This window comes from Waltera sp. (assembly GCF_046969025.1).
In the GTDB taxonomy this organism is placed as follows: Bacteria; Bacillota; Clostridia; order Lachnospirales; family Lachnospiraceae; genus Acetatifactor; species Acetatifactor acetigignens.
In genome coordinates this window covers 84696-99651 of the sequence record NZ_JBKVQF010000004.1, presented here as the reverse complement: position 1 = coordinate 99651, position 14956 = coordinate 84696, and the positions used below count along the sequence as shown (strand labels likewise).

The window sequence follows — 14956 nt, the reverse complement described above, 5'->3', positions numbered from 1 at the left end:
TTCCTTCCCGTTCTGTCTTTTTTCACATATCAGATTTCAAAATCTTTTTCCATATCTTTCGATCTTTTATCAGTATCTCCGGTACAGCACCATATCCGCATCCCTGCCGAGCTCTTCATACCCTGCCGTCCGGCACATTTCATCGATGGCTCCACCGCTCACCGTTGCCAGATAACGGCTCTGCAGCTCTGTCAGATGCTCCGTAATATATTCCCGTTCACAGCAGCTGATGCCAAAGCCCTTCGGTGTACTGTACAAAAGCTGCCATTTCAGATTCTGATGGCCTTCCGGGGTCTCATCTCCGAAGGTCCAGATCACTACATTCTCATAATTCGGCACCTGTTCTGTGTCCATGGCCAGTTTTTCCGAGAAGATTTCCCGCCAGTACTCCACCTGTGCCTGCCGTTCCTCTGTCACATAGGGAATCTGATAGTCATAGGGCTCCACCGCCTTGAAGCTGTACAGATACAGGAAAGCCGCTCCCAGAAGCACCGCTTTCTTATAATATCTGGTCTCCAGCATACTGACGATGAAAATGCCTGCTGCGATAAAGGTCAGGAAATGTTTGCTGCCTTCCACCATTTTGTACATGAGCAAATGTGCGAACAGCATGGCGATAAGGCTCAGGGCAAAATGCACTTCAATAACCAGCTGGTTGTGCAGTTCCCGTTTTCTGTCCTCTGTCAGTGTGTACGGTCCGAACAACGCCTCCCGTACCTTCTTATCCTCCGGCTCCATTGCGATCCGTTCCACCCGCTTCGCCCGGCGCAGTGTGCGGATGTCCAGAAAACTCTGCACCAACAGGATCAGCAGCACCAACAGATAACCGTCAAAAAAGGCTCCGGAAGCCAGACCATTCCGTCCCCCTTCGATACAATGTCTGTAGAATTCCAGTCCTTTCCAGTAAAGTGTTCCGAAAAGGTTGCGGAAGCCCGCGCCGATCCCATCAGTGAAAAAGGTAGTGATCCAGTCCGTATAAAACAGCGGTGTAAAATATTCCGCTCCCAGATAATGTTTGATCAGGGCATAGGTAATTCCCGTTGCCGCCACTATCAGAATCGATCCGATCCACCCTGCCTTTTTATTACGGCAGATCCAGAAATAGCAGGCCAGAGCCAGAAACAGCAGCATATAAGGCCGCATCAGGGTCAGCAGTACCGAGATCACGAACATGGCGATCAGTTTCCCGCGGCTCTCCTTTTTCAGATAGCTCATGGCCAGTCCGTAGAACAGGATCAGCAAGCTGAAGCAGATCACCTCCGGCATACCGGACAGCATATATCTGACAAACAGGGAATACAGGCTGAACAATACCGTCAGGATCCCCAGCTGTTTCCAGGTGGGCTTCACCAGCCAGACAAATACAAACATGGTGATTGTCAGCAGCACGATATTGCAGATCACCGGAGACAGCAGATTCCAGCCGAATAACAGTCCCCACAGGATCCAGGGAAATACCAGCACCGGACTCCATGCTGCAAAGGACAACTGCAACGCATGACTTTCGTTAAAACCGAAATATCCCCGGGGAAAACCGTAATTTACGATTCCCTCCACCTGCTTGAAATAGAATAATTCGTCGTTCCATTCCGAAGAGGGAAGATACACCTGTCCGATGCTTCTTCCTTCCGCTGCCGTCCGTACCAGACAGCAGAGCAGGGGAAGCATTGCCATCAGTACCGCTTTCAGCAGTGTCATATAACGTTTGTCCTGTTTCCACCAATCCACAAAACGTTCTTTCTTCATCCGTTTTCCTGTTACCCTTCTGTTTTATTTCGATTTACCGGTCTTCCTCACCCAGATGGATCTTTTCCCGGATCACATACTGGGGAGAATTATTCATGCTGATGTAAATACGTCCCACATATTCCCCGATCAGTCCCAGCATGATCATGATCATGCCGCCGAAAAATACCACGGCTGCCATCAGGGCACTAAAGCCCATGGGCACATTAGGATTCACCAGACGCTTGATAATGGTATAGATTCCATAGAGGAAGCCCATACCGGCACATCCCACACCCAGTGTAGTGGCAATCCGCAGCGGTTTCACCGAGAATGCGGTAAATCCGTTGAACCATAAGCCCAGCAGCTTTTTCAATGTATATCCGGAACTGCCTTCCTCTCTTTCCCTGTGACACACCGCCACATTGGTAATGTTTTTGGTGGCCCGGAGCACCAGTCCAATGACATAGGGGTAGGAATTCTCATAGCGGATCATATCCTCCACCACGAATCTCTTCACTGCAAAATAGCTGGAAATATACAGATCCGCCGGTTTATCCAGCATCATCCGGGTCATCAGCTCATTGACCTTGCTTCCCATATTCCGGAATGTGGAATGCTGTTTATGTTCGTAGCTGGCGTAAACGGCATCGAAACCCTCTTCCAGCTTGCCCAGCAGCTTGTCCACTTCATCCGCCGGTGTCTGTCCGTCATCATCCAGACACACCACGTAATCGCCGTCGGAATGACGAAGTCCCGCCATCAGTGCCGCATGCTGTCCGAAATTCCGGGCAAAGCCGATTCCCTTGATATTGTCATATTTATCACACAGATCCCTTATGGTTCCCATGGTATTGTCCGGGGAAGCATCGTTCACCAGAAAAATATCGTATTCATACTGCGTGAGTTCCTGCATTTTTTCCCGGATCTCCTTCACCACATGGGGTAAGGTATGTTCCGAGCGATAACAGGGGATTACAAAACTTACTTTTTTCATAATTGTGTTCTATTCCTCGTTTTCCTGATCATTTCCGGAATTCACTGCCGCCATCCAGACGATGTCCCGGTAGTCGCCTTCAATACACACATCGTCCCGCAACAGGCCCTCTCTGCGAAATCCCGCTTTTTCATAGCTGCGGACCGCCTGCCCGTTCTCCGACAGAGCCCGCAGATACACTCTGTGCAGCTGTTCTTCCTCGAAGCAGTACCGGAGCATCAGCTTTGCCGCTGCCGTACCGACACCTCTGCCTCTGGCATCGGCCTCTCCGATGAAAATACCGTATTCCGCCTTGTTATGATGTCTGTCAATATCCCGGATATAGACGGATCCCAGTGGCTTGTCGTTTGCCAGATCACAGATGATCATCTGCACCACATCGCCGGTCTCCACATGGGTCCGGATCCAGTTCTCATGGGACTCTCTGGTAAAAAGAGCCTGATAGATAAAATTTTTCCGCACGGCATCACTGTTGCGCCATGCCACGATCCGGTCGGTATCTTCACGGGTCATCAGCCGTAAATAGATTCCTGCTCCGGTATCCCGGTAAACTCCGGGAATCCGTTCCGGCGCTATCCGCTTTTTTATTTCTGTCCGCATGGTATCCTGCATAATATTCACTCCTTATGCCTGTCTGTAGGCATTGCACAGATCGATCACTCTGGCGATCTCATCCTCCCGCATCTCCGGGAACAGCGGCAGGGTCACGCAGTGTGCGGCCAGATATTCCGCATTGGGACAGTCTCCCGGCTGATAGCCCAGATTGGCATAAGCCTTCTGTAAATGGCAGGGTACCGGATAATGCATGTTACATTCCACATCATTTTCTGCCATATACCGGATAAAGTCTTCATGATCCGGCACCGTGATGACAAACAGATGGAAGACCGGAGTGGTGTTCTCCGGATGTCTCTGCATGGTGATCAACGGATTTGTGATCTCCTTCAGATAACGATGTCCGATCTCCTGCCGTCTCTTCGTCCACTCCGGCAGATATTTCAGGCTGACACTCAACACTGCCCCCTGCAGACCTTCCAGCCGGTAGTTGTAACCGATCTCATCATGATAATACCGCACATCACAGCCTTGATTCTTCAGCCGGTCGATATGCTTATAATATTTTTCTTCCTGACAGGTAACACTGCCGCCCTCACCAAAGGCGTAGAGGTTCTTGCCCGGGTAGAAGCTGAAGCAGGCCAGGTCTCCCAGCGTTCCCACATTTCTGTCCTCAAACTTTGCTCCGTGAGCCTGGGCACAATCTTCCACCACAAACAGTCCGTGACGGTCTGCGATCTTGCGGACTCCCGCATAGTCAAAAGGCTGACCGTAGAGGTGAACACCGATAATGCCTTTCGTCTTTTCCGTGATCTTAGCCTCCAGTACGGAAGGATCGATTTCCCAGGTATCCGGCGTACAGTCTGCGAACACCGGTGTGGCTCCTGTATAGCTTACCCCCCATGCAGTTGCTATATAAGTATTGGCCGGAACGATCACTTCATCCCCGGGGCCTACACCCAATGCCAGCATTGCCAGATGCAAAGCGGAGGTACCGTTGTTGACACCACTGGCAAATTTGCTTCCCACATAGGCGGCAAACTCTTTGTCAAAGGCATCTGCATATTTTCCGCCGGAAAAAGCGGTCTCTTTACATACGTTCTCAATGGCTTTCCGGTAGGCTTCCGCATGCGCCTCCACATCTCTTGTCAGATCGATTCTTTTAATATGTGCCATGGTATTATCCTTCTTTCTTCCGTTTCCGGGGCAAAAGCCCTCAACCTTGATGCCTACGGATTGTTCCGTGCTACGCGCTTATGAGCGAGTTCATGTGGGCTTAGATCTTCTTCCCCTGGCATCTTATATATGCTTCTTAATATAAAACTCGTTAAACAATCTTGCAATCTGTACCAGATAATTACAGATCGTCTTAAATACCTTAACGGTAGTATTGTAATCTTCCTGCCACTCCACCGGGTAATCCAGGATCTTCACGCCCCGCTTCTCCGCCCGTAACAGGAATTCGATCATATAGAACCAGCCGTTATCCTGACTGCAGCCCTCAATCAGGGAAAGAGCAGTCTGTCTGCGTACAAAGGTAAAGCCGCAGATGGCATCCGTGGACTTCATCCGCAGGAACAGTTTCAACAGAATCAACAGTCCCTGGGACGTGATCCTGCGATACCATTTTCTTCCCTTTGTATCGGATTCTCTGGCGAAACGGCTGCCGTTAATGTATTCGATCTGAGGCTGTGTTTCAAAAAAATGGATTGCCTCTCCCAGATGTTTGATATTGGTAGACAGGTCAATGTCCATATATCCCACCACGTCACCGTGGCTCAATTCCACACCTCTGCGGAAAGCCGCACCGACACCGCGGACATTGATTCTCTCATATCTTACTTTTTCATATTTCTGACAGAGCATCTCCGCGATCTGCGGGGTCTTGTCCTCGGAACCGTTATCCACAATAATGATCTCATAATCTTCAAATGCGATCTTGCGCAGATACTCCACCGTCCGTGTCACACCGCTTTCCAGCCGCAGACGCTCATTTAATACCGGAAAAATTATCGTAAACATCATTTTGTCAGTTTTTCCACTCCTTCTATTACATAACGCTGTCTCTTAAAGCTCATATTCAGAATGACGGACAGGTATTTGAAGATCAATGTCAGCATCACCGACATCATGAAAAATCCAAAAGAAATCAGAGTCATCAGGCTCATCCAGCCTTCCACCGGGCGTACCGTGCTGAAGATGGAATAAACGATCCACCCGAACATGATCACCATGACTGCAAACAGAATACTACTGATCAGCATGGAAAATTTCTCCAGTACATCCGTGAAAATGATCAGCGTATCCAGAGCCAGACTGCTGCGGGTATTCCGCTCTTCCCTGTTCCTGGTTCCCTTTGCCATCTCTTTATTGCCATAGACTATGGTCTCCGCCCGCAGTCCGCAGTTCATATACATGGCCTTGCGGTAAGGAATATACGCATTCATCTGATTCACACGGTTCACTGCCCGTCTGGAAATAATGCGGAAACGTTCCTGACGCAGCTTATGGGTATTACGGCTTCCCAAATTGTACACCGCATAGAAAAGTCTGGAGGTAAATGCTACATCCCGCTTCGGTGCCGCAGCCACCACGTCATAGCCTTCCAATGCCTTATGATAGATATCCATGATCAGGGACGGTTCAAAATCCAGCAGACAACGGTCGAATTCAAAGAGAAAATCTCCAACAGCCAGATCTCTTCCGGCGTTCATGGCCATTTCCACCCCCTGATAAAAGCTCAGATTGATCAGGCTCACCACATGGCGGGTATTGCTTTCTTCCAGATACCGGTGGATCTCCTCAATGGTATCATCCATGCAGCAGTCATTCACACAGACGATCTCATATTTTTCAAAATTCTGTTCCATGGTTCCGCAGACAGTCTTCAGGAACTCTCTGATATTTTTTCCATCGTTGTGCAGATACAGCACGCAGGATACGAAATTTTTCTCTTTATTCTGTATTGCTTCTTTCTCCATAATGTTTCCTTTTTCTTCGCGATTAATCTAAAAACGGATCCAGATCATATACGGTATTGATCTTGCCCGATAATACACTGATAAAAACAGGATCTTCGGAAAGAGCCCGGATTACTGTGGGTCTCGAATCGTCGATCTCCGAAGCCTTCAGAATGGGCTTCATGGAAAACAAAGATTTCTCATAGCTGAACGCATACTCTTCCCGCATATATTTCCGTGCCAGTGTGGACATATACTCCCAGGCGCTCTCCGGTCTGCCGGGGCAATCGTTACAGTTCCCCAGAAAACCTCCCTGACAGCAGTTGCCATTCTCTCCCACACAGGGAAACTGTGGTGTCGCATCATAGCTGGTCTTATGAGGAGTAAAGGTTACCGAAGTCAGGGAATGATAACCGGTCTTTCCAAACGGCATAATGGAGAAAAAGGGGCCATCCATTACTGTAAAACCGATATTCCGGATCTTATCGCTGGCTTTGCAGAGAATGATCTCGCACAGTTCATATTTCAGTCCGAAATCCTGAGTCTCTGCGCCCTTTACTTTCCTCAGGATCTGATTCACAGAAGCATAGGTGGCATTCAGGACAAAGGGAGCCCGGTAGACCTCCTGTTTTCCTTCGTGAAGTGCCGTCACCTCATAACAGTCCGTCTGCTTTTCGATCTCCGTGATCTTCCGTCCGAAATGCAGCTTTATGCCGGGATATTTTGCAATCTCCTCCATAAGGTAATCCCGCAAAATATGGGCATCGTACGTATATTCCTCCGTCAGGAACGCTCCATCACACAAGCCAGGCTGAAAATACTCTTCCACCGGAAGAGGTTTGCAGGGGATCCCCGCATCCTGACAAAATTTGCGGAACTCGGTTGCGTCTGTCCAGGAAAAATGGCTGGAAGTCGCGTAAATCTGCTCAAACTTCGTATGAATACAGAAGGAATAGTCCTCCACAAAACGCTTGAAATACCCCGCTGATTTCATAGCGGTGGACAGAGATCTGGGATAATGGTAGCCCATGTGAACTCTGGCCTGATTGATATATGTGGCTCTGGTAAAAGGAGCCTGTTCGATCTCCAGTACCTCTACCTGTTGTCCTCTTTTTCCACAGTACAGGGCCGCGTACAAGCCATACAGTCCCGCACCGATGATCAGTTTATCCATTTTTCCTCCTGCCGGTGACAAGCGCCAGTACATAAGGCAGCGCCAGCATCACCGGATATACATATCGCATCTGCACGGTGGGCCCGAACAACATGGTCCCGTAATAGCCTGCCACAATGGCAAGGGGCAGACAGAACCGCTTCCTGTCTACGATCACCAGCACTGCTGCCAGGGCCAGATACAGCCACAGATAGCTTCCCGGCACGAAGAGATATTTCAATACCGGGATCCGCAGATAACTGTTGTTCTCCGCCCAGCTCTCCAGCTGTTCAAAGAGCCACGGCCACTTGCTGTCCTTGTAGATCCCTCTGTCATTCAGCGTGTCTTCTTCCCATCTGGTCTGCACATAGCTTAATCCTGCTCTGCCCTCCACACGGTTCACATCCGCATGGGTCGTATCAAACGGAGACAGGAACCCGGCATTGGTAGCCAGTGCCGCATTGATCATATCTCCCGGATACTGCGTCAGCAGGTGCAGATATACCCGGATAAATTCACCGGAACGGTAGCGTGCCACATAAGTGTTGGTATGTCTTTTGACAGGATCCGCAATTCCGGGATCATAATCCCGATACGCCTCATCCAGAATAAAATCATTGATCAGTGCTTTGTCCGCCGCATCCATGGTATTGTCATCCTCCGCAAGGACGCTGACTCCCCCGTGATAGATCATACAGCGGGATAACTGCTGGATCGGCATGCTCAGCATCTCCCGGCGGTCTCCCTGTTCCGCATGCGTGGCGGAAAATACCGCAGACAGCACAAAAAGCCCTACGCAGAAAGCTGCTCCGCATACCACCAGCAGTCTCCCCCAGAGCTTCCTCGCTTTTTTTCCGAAACAAAAGGTCAGGAATGTAAAAGCCAACAATACGATCATTGCATATTTTCCGTTGTTACGGAATAAGATCATCCCCACGGTTCCCAGGGCAAACAGCAGATCCCGGATCCCGGGCCGCCAGGCATTGCGGTCTTCCCACAGCAGATCTGCGAGACTGACCAGCTGCAACAGCAAAAATGCACTGAATACCGTGTCCTTGGTCATGCTGACACTCATATACCAGTGAAACGGGAAAAACATCCCCAGTAACTGAATGGCCAGCTGCCACCCTGCGGCAGTTTTCCGGTGATGCAGTACCAGCATTCCATAAGCCATGCTTCCCGAAAGCAACAGCATCTGTACTGCCGTATAGAATGCCATTCCGGCATTCACACTGCCGAAGATATGACTTCCCAGCCACAGCATCCCCTGCAGAAACAGAGTGTGCACAATGGGGTGATGATCGAAATAATAATGTTCCATGATCTGTCCCGTCTGCACCGGTGCATCATAGGCACAGATTCCGGGATAATATGCCAGATATACCGGCAGCCAGGCCAACAGCAGAAACAACAGACTTCCGAAAAATATCTGCACACCGGAGCGGCGCTGCAGCCAGGCGGAAAGGCGGGCATACCATGCAGCCTGCTTTTTCCCGGTGTCTTCGGCGGTCTGTGCCCGGTTCCAAAGTCGATGCACCACCCAGGTTCCAAGAAATCCCAGAAGGCACCCCAGCACTACCGTCCACAGCAAAGTACTTCCGATGTAGCCTGCCGTCCACAGGATGTTTCCCGAAGATGCCAGGTCTTTTTCTGTTTTTGCAAAAAATACAAACAGACATCCCAGAACACTCAGCAATACAACGCCTTTGCGTCTGGGAAGAATTTTCTTTTCCTGCATATTACAACCCTTTACGCACCTGATGCTCCCCATGGACGCGATTCAGGCGATATTCAAAATCTTTCCGGTCCTTGGCCGCCATGACTTCCAGCATCATACCGGCAAAAAACGACTGGATCCCCGCCAGCAGGATAAAGCCACAGGCGATCAGTGTCGGGAATCTGGGCACCAGACCGGTATTCAGATATTCCAGGAAGACCGGTACGAACAGAATCGCGGAAACAGCGATCAATAACAGGGCCAGCATACCGAAAAAGTGCAGCGGCTTGTAATTTTTGTACAGCTGCATCATTTTACGGATCACACGGAAGCCATCGCTGTAGGTATTCAGCTTGGACTCACTGCCCTGGGGACGATCGCGGTATTCCACCACTACGTTTTCCACCTGCATGTTGTAGTTCACCGCGTGGATCGTCATCTCTGTCTCGATCTCGAATCCCTTGGAAAATACCGGGAACGTCTTTACAAATTCATAGCTGAAAGCGCGATAGCCAGTCATGATATCCTTAATGTTGGCATGAAACAGGCTGTTGATCCCCGCCCGCATCAGACTGTTGCCGAAATTGTGGAACGGGCGCTTGTTCTCCGTAAAATAAGTAGAGGAAAGCCGGTCTCCCACCACCATATCCGCCTGGTGCTGCAATACCCTGTCTACCATCTCCTGTGCGCAATCCAGCGGATATGTGTCATCTCCGTCGATCATCAGGTAACATTCCGCATCGATCTCACGGAACATCCGGCGTATTACATTTCCCTTTCCCTGTGCATATTCATAGCGTACGATTGCTCCTGCCTCCGTAGCCAGCTCCACAGTGCGGTCGGTGGAATTGTTATCATATACATAGGTCACTGCCTGGGGCAGGAACTTTTTCACATCCGACACCACCTTGGCGATGGTCTTTTCCTCGTTATAGCAGGGAATCAATACCGCAATTTTATCCATTTTCCATTCCTCGTATTTCATTTTATCATTCAGAGCATCACATAAATTTGCAAAACCGCCTGATAAATCGGGCTTTCCTTTTGCATATATAAAACTATTGTACCACGCTTATTGATTTACAGCCACTGTTTTTTTATGCTATAATCAAGCGTGAAAATGCAGCGCTCAAAAGTTCCGGAAGACTTCCTGTCTCTCGCCGGTGCTTGCTGGCAAGAAAGGACTTTTCCCATGCAAAAGTTTTATCGTCTGTCTGTAAATATCGTAAAGATCCTGACACTGCTGCTGGCAGTTTTTCTGTTTATTGGCAGCTTTCTCACTACCTGTTATGCCGAAAACATGGAGACCCAGCAGGTGCTTCTGCGCTTTGACAATCCCTTGTGGAATCTGCTGGAGCTTGCCGGATACGGGCTTTTATTTGCCTGTTGTCTGTCTCTGTCCGGCAAGGCCGGTGTGAAATTCCGCCGCGGGCTGCTTGTTTTTACTCTGGGGCTGATCCTGCTTCTGGGGGGAATGCTCATCGTCTTCGGCCGCACAGTTCCTGCTGCGGACGCCTTATCTGTATACAATGCTGCCGCTGAATGGATCCTTGGAAATAAAGATATTATCCACCCCACCTTCTCTTATCTGTCCTATTATCCACAGCAGATCGGCCTGATGGCCTTTCTGGAGCTGCTGCTCCGCCTGTGGAATCTCACCGGGCTGAGCGTTCCCGCCTGGCATTTTGTCAAGCTGGTCTATGTCTGCCTGCTGTGCGTGGCCGTTCTGTTCCAGTACCGTTCCCTGCGCTATCTGTGGCCGGATGATTGGGAACCGGTCTCCTGCTGTTATCTGATTCTGGTATGCTGTAACCTGCCTATGATCCTGTACAGTTCCTTCGTCTATGGCGAGATCCCTTCCTTCGCAATGCTTTCTGTGGGACTATTTCTTCTGTTAAAGCTGTTGGCAGACTGTATTCCGGCACATTCCGTGGAGACCACTTCCCCGGACGGCACCCGCGTCGTGGCTACTTCCCACGCATTATCCGCAGTTACGGTCTTTACCGCCCTTGGCAGTATCCTGTTCCTTACTTTAAGTGTGATGCTGCGCAAGAACTCCCTGATCCTCATTATTGCTGTGCTGCTGGTGCTGTTCTTCGAAACGCTGCGTCCGGGACGCAGCGGCAGGGCGTGCATCGGCCTGATGGCTATGGCAGTCTGTCTTACCATTACCTCCGTGGGAGTCCTGCCGCTGGTGCAGAAGTGCTACGAGAAAAAAGCCGGCAATACCTTAAGTTCCGGCGTCACCGCCATGTCCTATTTTGCCATGGGGATGCAGGAATCATCCCGGGGATGCGGCTGGTACAACGGCTTCAATATCGATACCTATGATGCTGCCGGGATGAATTCCGACGCAGCCAATGCAATCAGCCGGGCGGCGATCAACGAGCGTATTGCCTATTTCCGGGAGCATCCCGGCTATGCCGTGAACTTCTATCTCCACAAGCATCTGTCTCAATGGGCAGACGGTACTTATGCCAGCCGGCAGGCCACTCTGGCCACCTACGGTGGGCGAAGCGACTTTTTGAAGGAAGTCTATGAAGGTTCTCTTGCCTCTGCTTATATCGAATGGGGCAATGCCTGGCAGAATGTGTTGTATCTGGGCATGCTGTTGTTCTGTATTGCTACAGTCAGAAAGCGCCGTCCCGGCAATGGCTCCGCGAATGCCGCAGCCAACGACGATTTCCGTTTCCGCAACCTCTGCCTCTACACCTATACGGGACTGATCGCCGTGCTGGGCGGTTTCCTGTTCCACACGATCTGGGAAGCCAATTCCCGCTATATTTTCGTGTACAGCCTGCTGCTGATGCCTTACTGTGCCGCCGGGGTCCATGATGGACTGGTGCGTCTGGCAGCATGGCGCAGCAACAGAACGCTGACACGTCACTCAAATTCATAAAAGCAAAAAACTCCCGTGAATCGAATAAAATAACATTCCATTCGGTTCACGGGAGTTCTCGTTTGTATTTTAAACCTCAAAATTCACAAATAAAATACAAAAATATGTTTTTTCAAGCCTAAAAAAATTATTATTTTCGTTAATAAAATATTTTGAACAAATTTCGTACAAAAAATCCTATCTTACCATACTTTTTGTACGAGAATGCTTATAAACGGCTTATTTACGAAAATCCTACGGAAACAGTATTTTCTAATAATACATGGCCCCTTGTAAAAATCCCCAGAAATAATACAATCCACACACCAGATGCCACAGATAGGCCAGCCATTGTATCGCAGCCAGTCCCTTTTTCTTCTTCGTATCCGCCTTTCCGGTAGCCCGCAGCAATACCAACAGTGCTCCCACAAATGCAAAAAAGATACCGTACATATATCCCCAGGAAAAGTTAAAATCCATCTCCCGGAATCCCTTCTCGTACAGGCAAAACGCCATCAGAAAACTCATACCGTAAATCTGCCAGGAGAAGCGGTAAATGCTGTCTCTGCACAACTCCTTATAGTTCAACAGAAGCACCAGGATCGGGAAACCGACAGCCAGACCGATAGCCAGCGGAAGATTACTGCAATACTGCAGCCACACATGTCCCAGCGTAAAACCGATGCCGCCTTCCTGTCCCTCCTGCGGGACGAACACACCGCGGAACTGGTACAACAGATCCGCAAAAGTAGGAAGGAAGCATACTCCCAGCCAAATGGTGGGCATGAAGTTCCGGAATTTGCTGTGGAACATTCTCCACAGCATCAGAATCCCCGCGGCCCCCACCAGTACGATCGTAAAGCTCGGTTTCGCCATCGTTGCCAGTAACAGATAAACAGAAAAGAGGATATAATCTCTTCCATACTCCTTGTGGGCATTGTCCTGTTCATACAGAGGCATCAGCTCTGCATACTTGAAAAGTGCCAGGATTGCAAAGGGTCGTGCCGCCATATAAGTAGCGTTATGGAAAGGATTTGCCGTAAATACTCCCAGATACTTGTACTTGATCCCCGGCAGATAGATTCCCGTTGGCGGATATACCATGGATACGAAAAACAGGGATACCGCTACCGTTCCTGTGAGTACGCCGGGAAGCCAGGCTTTCCCGGGCATGGCTTTACGCAACTCCGCCCCCACGTGCCTGTCCAGCATTATTTTCAGGGCAATCATCGCTGCGCTGTTCAGCAACATCGTTGCCAGCGCCATGGCCAGTTCCGTTCCGGTGGGCAGACTGCCTGTGATCAGATGGATCACTGCCGCCAGCTTGAAGAGGATCGGATAGGGAAAGCTGTAACCGCTGTCCAGTCCCTGCATTTCCAGAATGTATGCCTTCATATCGGAATGATACAGTCCCGTCCCCAACATACTTTCCACGCACTGCCGGTAAAACAGCCAGAGAGTAACCGCCGAAGCAATCCCCACCAGTACGGCAAACACAACGATCTCTATGAAATTTTCGACATTATTTCTTTTTCCCGTACTGTTTTCTGCTGTTTTCTGTCTCATGCCGCCTTTTCCCGCTATCCGTCCAGGTTTCACAGTCGGATCCTATTTCAGCTTCGTGTAATATGCTACCACTTTTTTCACCGCATGGATCACATCTTCCACGTCTTCGTCGGTCAATCCGTAGTACAGAGGAATACTCATGACTTCGTTGTAGTATTTCTCCGCATTCGGGCACAGCCCTTTTTCATAACCCAGTTTTTCATAATAAGAGTGCCAGTATACCGGCAGATAATGTACCTGTGGGCAGGTATTCTCTGCATACAGCGCGTCAAAGAACTGCCGTCTGTCGCAGTTCAGATTCTCCAGATTCAGATGCAGTACATACAGATGCCAGGTCGTGTCAGACTCCGGGATCTCCTTCTGCAGGATCAGTTCCGGCATGTCTGCGAAGGCTTCGTTGTAGCGTTTGCGGATCTGTTTTCTGCGTTCAGAGAACCGTGGCAGCTTCTTCAGCTGACTCAACAGCAATGCAGCCTGAAATTCAGTCATTCGATAGTTAAAGCCCAATTCCACCTGCTCGTTATACCAGCGTGCATCGGTAGGATGTACCATCTCTTCCGGATCTCTGGTAATGCCATGCGTACGCAGACGCAGCAAATGGCGATACAGCTTTTCATCATTGGTAGTAATAGCACCACCTTCTCCAGCAGTCACCGTTTTCACCGGATGAAAACTAAAGCAGGTCATATCCGCCAGACTTCCCACCGGCTTTCCCTTATAGGTTGTCCCAATCGCATGGGCTGCATCCTCAATCAGGAGCAGGTTATGCTCCTTGCAGATCTCTCTGATCTCATCCAGTTCCACAGCCTGTCCGGTGAAATCCACTGCGACAACCGCCTTGGTCCTGGGGGTGATCAGCTTCCGAATGGATGCCGGATCAATATTATAAGTCTCCGGGTTAATATCCGCAAAGACCGGCTTTGCACCGGCATATAATACACAGTTGGAAGAAGCTGCAAATGTAATGGAGCTTACGATAACCTCATCCCCTTCGCCAAAACCCGCGGCCAGAGCCGCCAGATGCAGGGCTGCCGTTCCGTTGCATACTGCCACTGCATATTTTGCATGTGTGATCTCACACAAGTGCTTCTCCAGATCGCTGACCTGCGGTCCGCTGGTGATCACATCTGCAGTCAATACTTTGGTCACCGCCTCGACATCTTCCTGATCAATATACTGTCGTCCGTAGAATATAGGCTTCTCACGGACCGGTTTCCCTCCAAAAACAGCTAATTCTTCCATAAATATCCTCCTGTCTGATCCTTTTCGGCATCTATGTTTAAAAATACTTCCATTTGTCAACTCAACTTACTAATTTTATCATACTGAAGGAAGAAAAACAACAATGGTGTTGGCATCCACCGCTTTGCTGCGGTATAATAAAACCGTTATAAATCCATACTTA

12 protein-coding genes are annotated in these 14956 nt (G+C 49.6%); 1 reads left to right on the top strand and 11 read right to left on the bottom strand.

The genetic code is table 11. The features are described 5' to 3' along the window. Nucleotides 1-69: 69 nt before the first annotated feature. The 9 genes from ACLTOH_RS03155 to ACLTOH_RS03115 all read right to left on the bottom strand — a co-directional run bounded on the left by ACLTOH_RS03155 (nt 70) and on the right by ACLTOH_RS03115 (nt 10071). On the bottom strand, nt 70-1746 hold the full coding sequence (locus ACLTOH_RS03155; protein ID WP_412223346.1) for a hypothetical protein: 1677 nt from the start codon (nt 1744-1746) through the stop codon (nt 70-72). Between the two features lie 34 nt (nt 1747-1780). Continuing rightward, nucleotides 1781-2722, bottom strand: a complete 942-nt coding sequence (locus ACLTOH_RS03150) for a glycosyltransferase family 2 protein (RefSeq protein WP_119624064.1) — start codon at nt 2720-2722, stop codon at nt 1781-1783. A gap of 9 nt (nt 2723-2731) precedes the next feature. Then, nucleotides 2732-3334, bottom strand: a complete 603-nt coding sequence (locus ACLTOH_RS03145) for a GNAT family N-acetyltransferase (protein ID WP_117466133.1) — start codon at nt 3332-3334, stop codon at nt 2732-2734. Between the two features lie 12 nt (nt 3335-3346). Next, the gene (locus tag ACLTOH_RS03140) at nt 3347-4453 is read right to left on the bottom strand and encodes a DegT/DnrJ/EryC1/StrS family aminotransferase (RefSeq protein ID WP_337769977.1); all 1107 of its coding nucleotides are present in this window, start codon (nt 4451-4453) and stop codon (nt 3347-3349) included. A 123-nt stretch (nt 4454-4576) separates the two neighbouring features. Continuing rightward, nucleotides 4577-5302 (bottom strand): glycosyltransferase, encoded by a 726-nt coding sequence (locus ACLTOH_RS03135; RefSeq protein ID WP_412223343.1) that lies wholly within the window; start codon nt 5300-5302, stop codon nt 4577-4579. Then, complete coding sequence (locus ACLTOH_RS03130; RefSeq protein WP_412223341.1) at nt 5299-6258, bottom strand: glycosyltransferase; 960 nt, start codon at nt 6256-6258, stop codon at nt 5299-5301. The genes ACLTOH_RS03135 and ACLTOH_RS03130 overlap by 4 nt, the downstream gene beginning before the upstream one ends. 22 nt (nt 6259-6280) lie before the next feature. After that, entirely contained in the window at nt 6281-7411 is a 1131-nt protein-coding gene (locus tag ACLTOH_RS03125) for an FAD-dependent oxidoreductase (protein WP_337545225.1), read from the bottom strand. Beyond that, entirely contained in the window at nt 7404-9128 is a 1725-nt protein-coding gene (locus tag ACLTOH_RS03120; RefSeq protein WP_412223339.1) for a DUF6020 family protein, read from the bottom strand. Before ACLTOH_RS03120 ends, ACLTOH_RS03125 begins: the two co-directional genes overlap by 8 nt. A gap of 1 nt (nt 9129) precedes the next feature. Continuing rightward, nucleotides 9130-10071: a glycosyltransferase family 2 protein gene (locus ACLTOH_RS03115; RefSeq protein ID WP_227731906.1), complete on the bottom strand. Its 942-nt coding sequence runs from the start codon at nt 10069-10071 to the stop codon at nt 9130-9132. Between the two features lie 228 nt (nt 10072-10299). Here ACLTOH_RS03115 and ACLTOH_RS03110 point away from each other — a divergent pair, with 228 nt between their 5' ends. Beyond that, nucleotides 10300-12006: a hypothetical protein gene (locus ACLTOH_RS03110; RefSeq protein WP_227731904.1), complete on the top strand. Its 1707-nt coding sequence runs from the start codon at nt 10300-10302 to the stop codon at nt 12004-12006. 252 nt (nt 12007-12258) lie between these two features. Here the strand turns inward: ACLTOH_RS03110 and ACLTOH_RS03105 are convergent, their stop codons facing one another. Both ACLTOH_RS03105 and pseC read right to left on the bottom strand, forming a co-directional pair. Next, nucleotides 12259-13551, bottom strand: a complete 1293-nt coding sequence (locus tag ACLTOH_RS03105) for a hypothetical protein (protein WP_412223337.1) — start codon at nt 13549-13551, stop codon at nt 12259-12261. A 42-nt stretch (nt 13552-13593) separates the two neighbouring features. After that, nucleotides 13594-14793: a UDP-4-amino-4,6-dideoxy-N-acetyl-beta-L-altrosamine transaminase gene (gene pseC, locus ACLTOH_RS03100; protein ID WP_412223335.1), complete on the bottom strand. Its 1200-nt coding sequence runs from the start codon at nt 14791-14793 to the stop codon at nt 13594-13596. Nucleotides 14794-14956 lie beyond the last annotated feature (163 nt).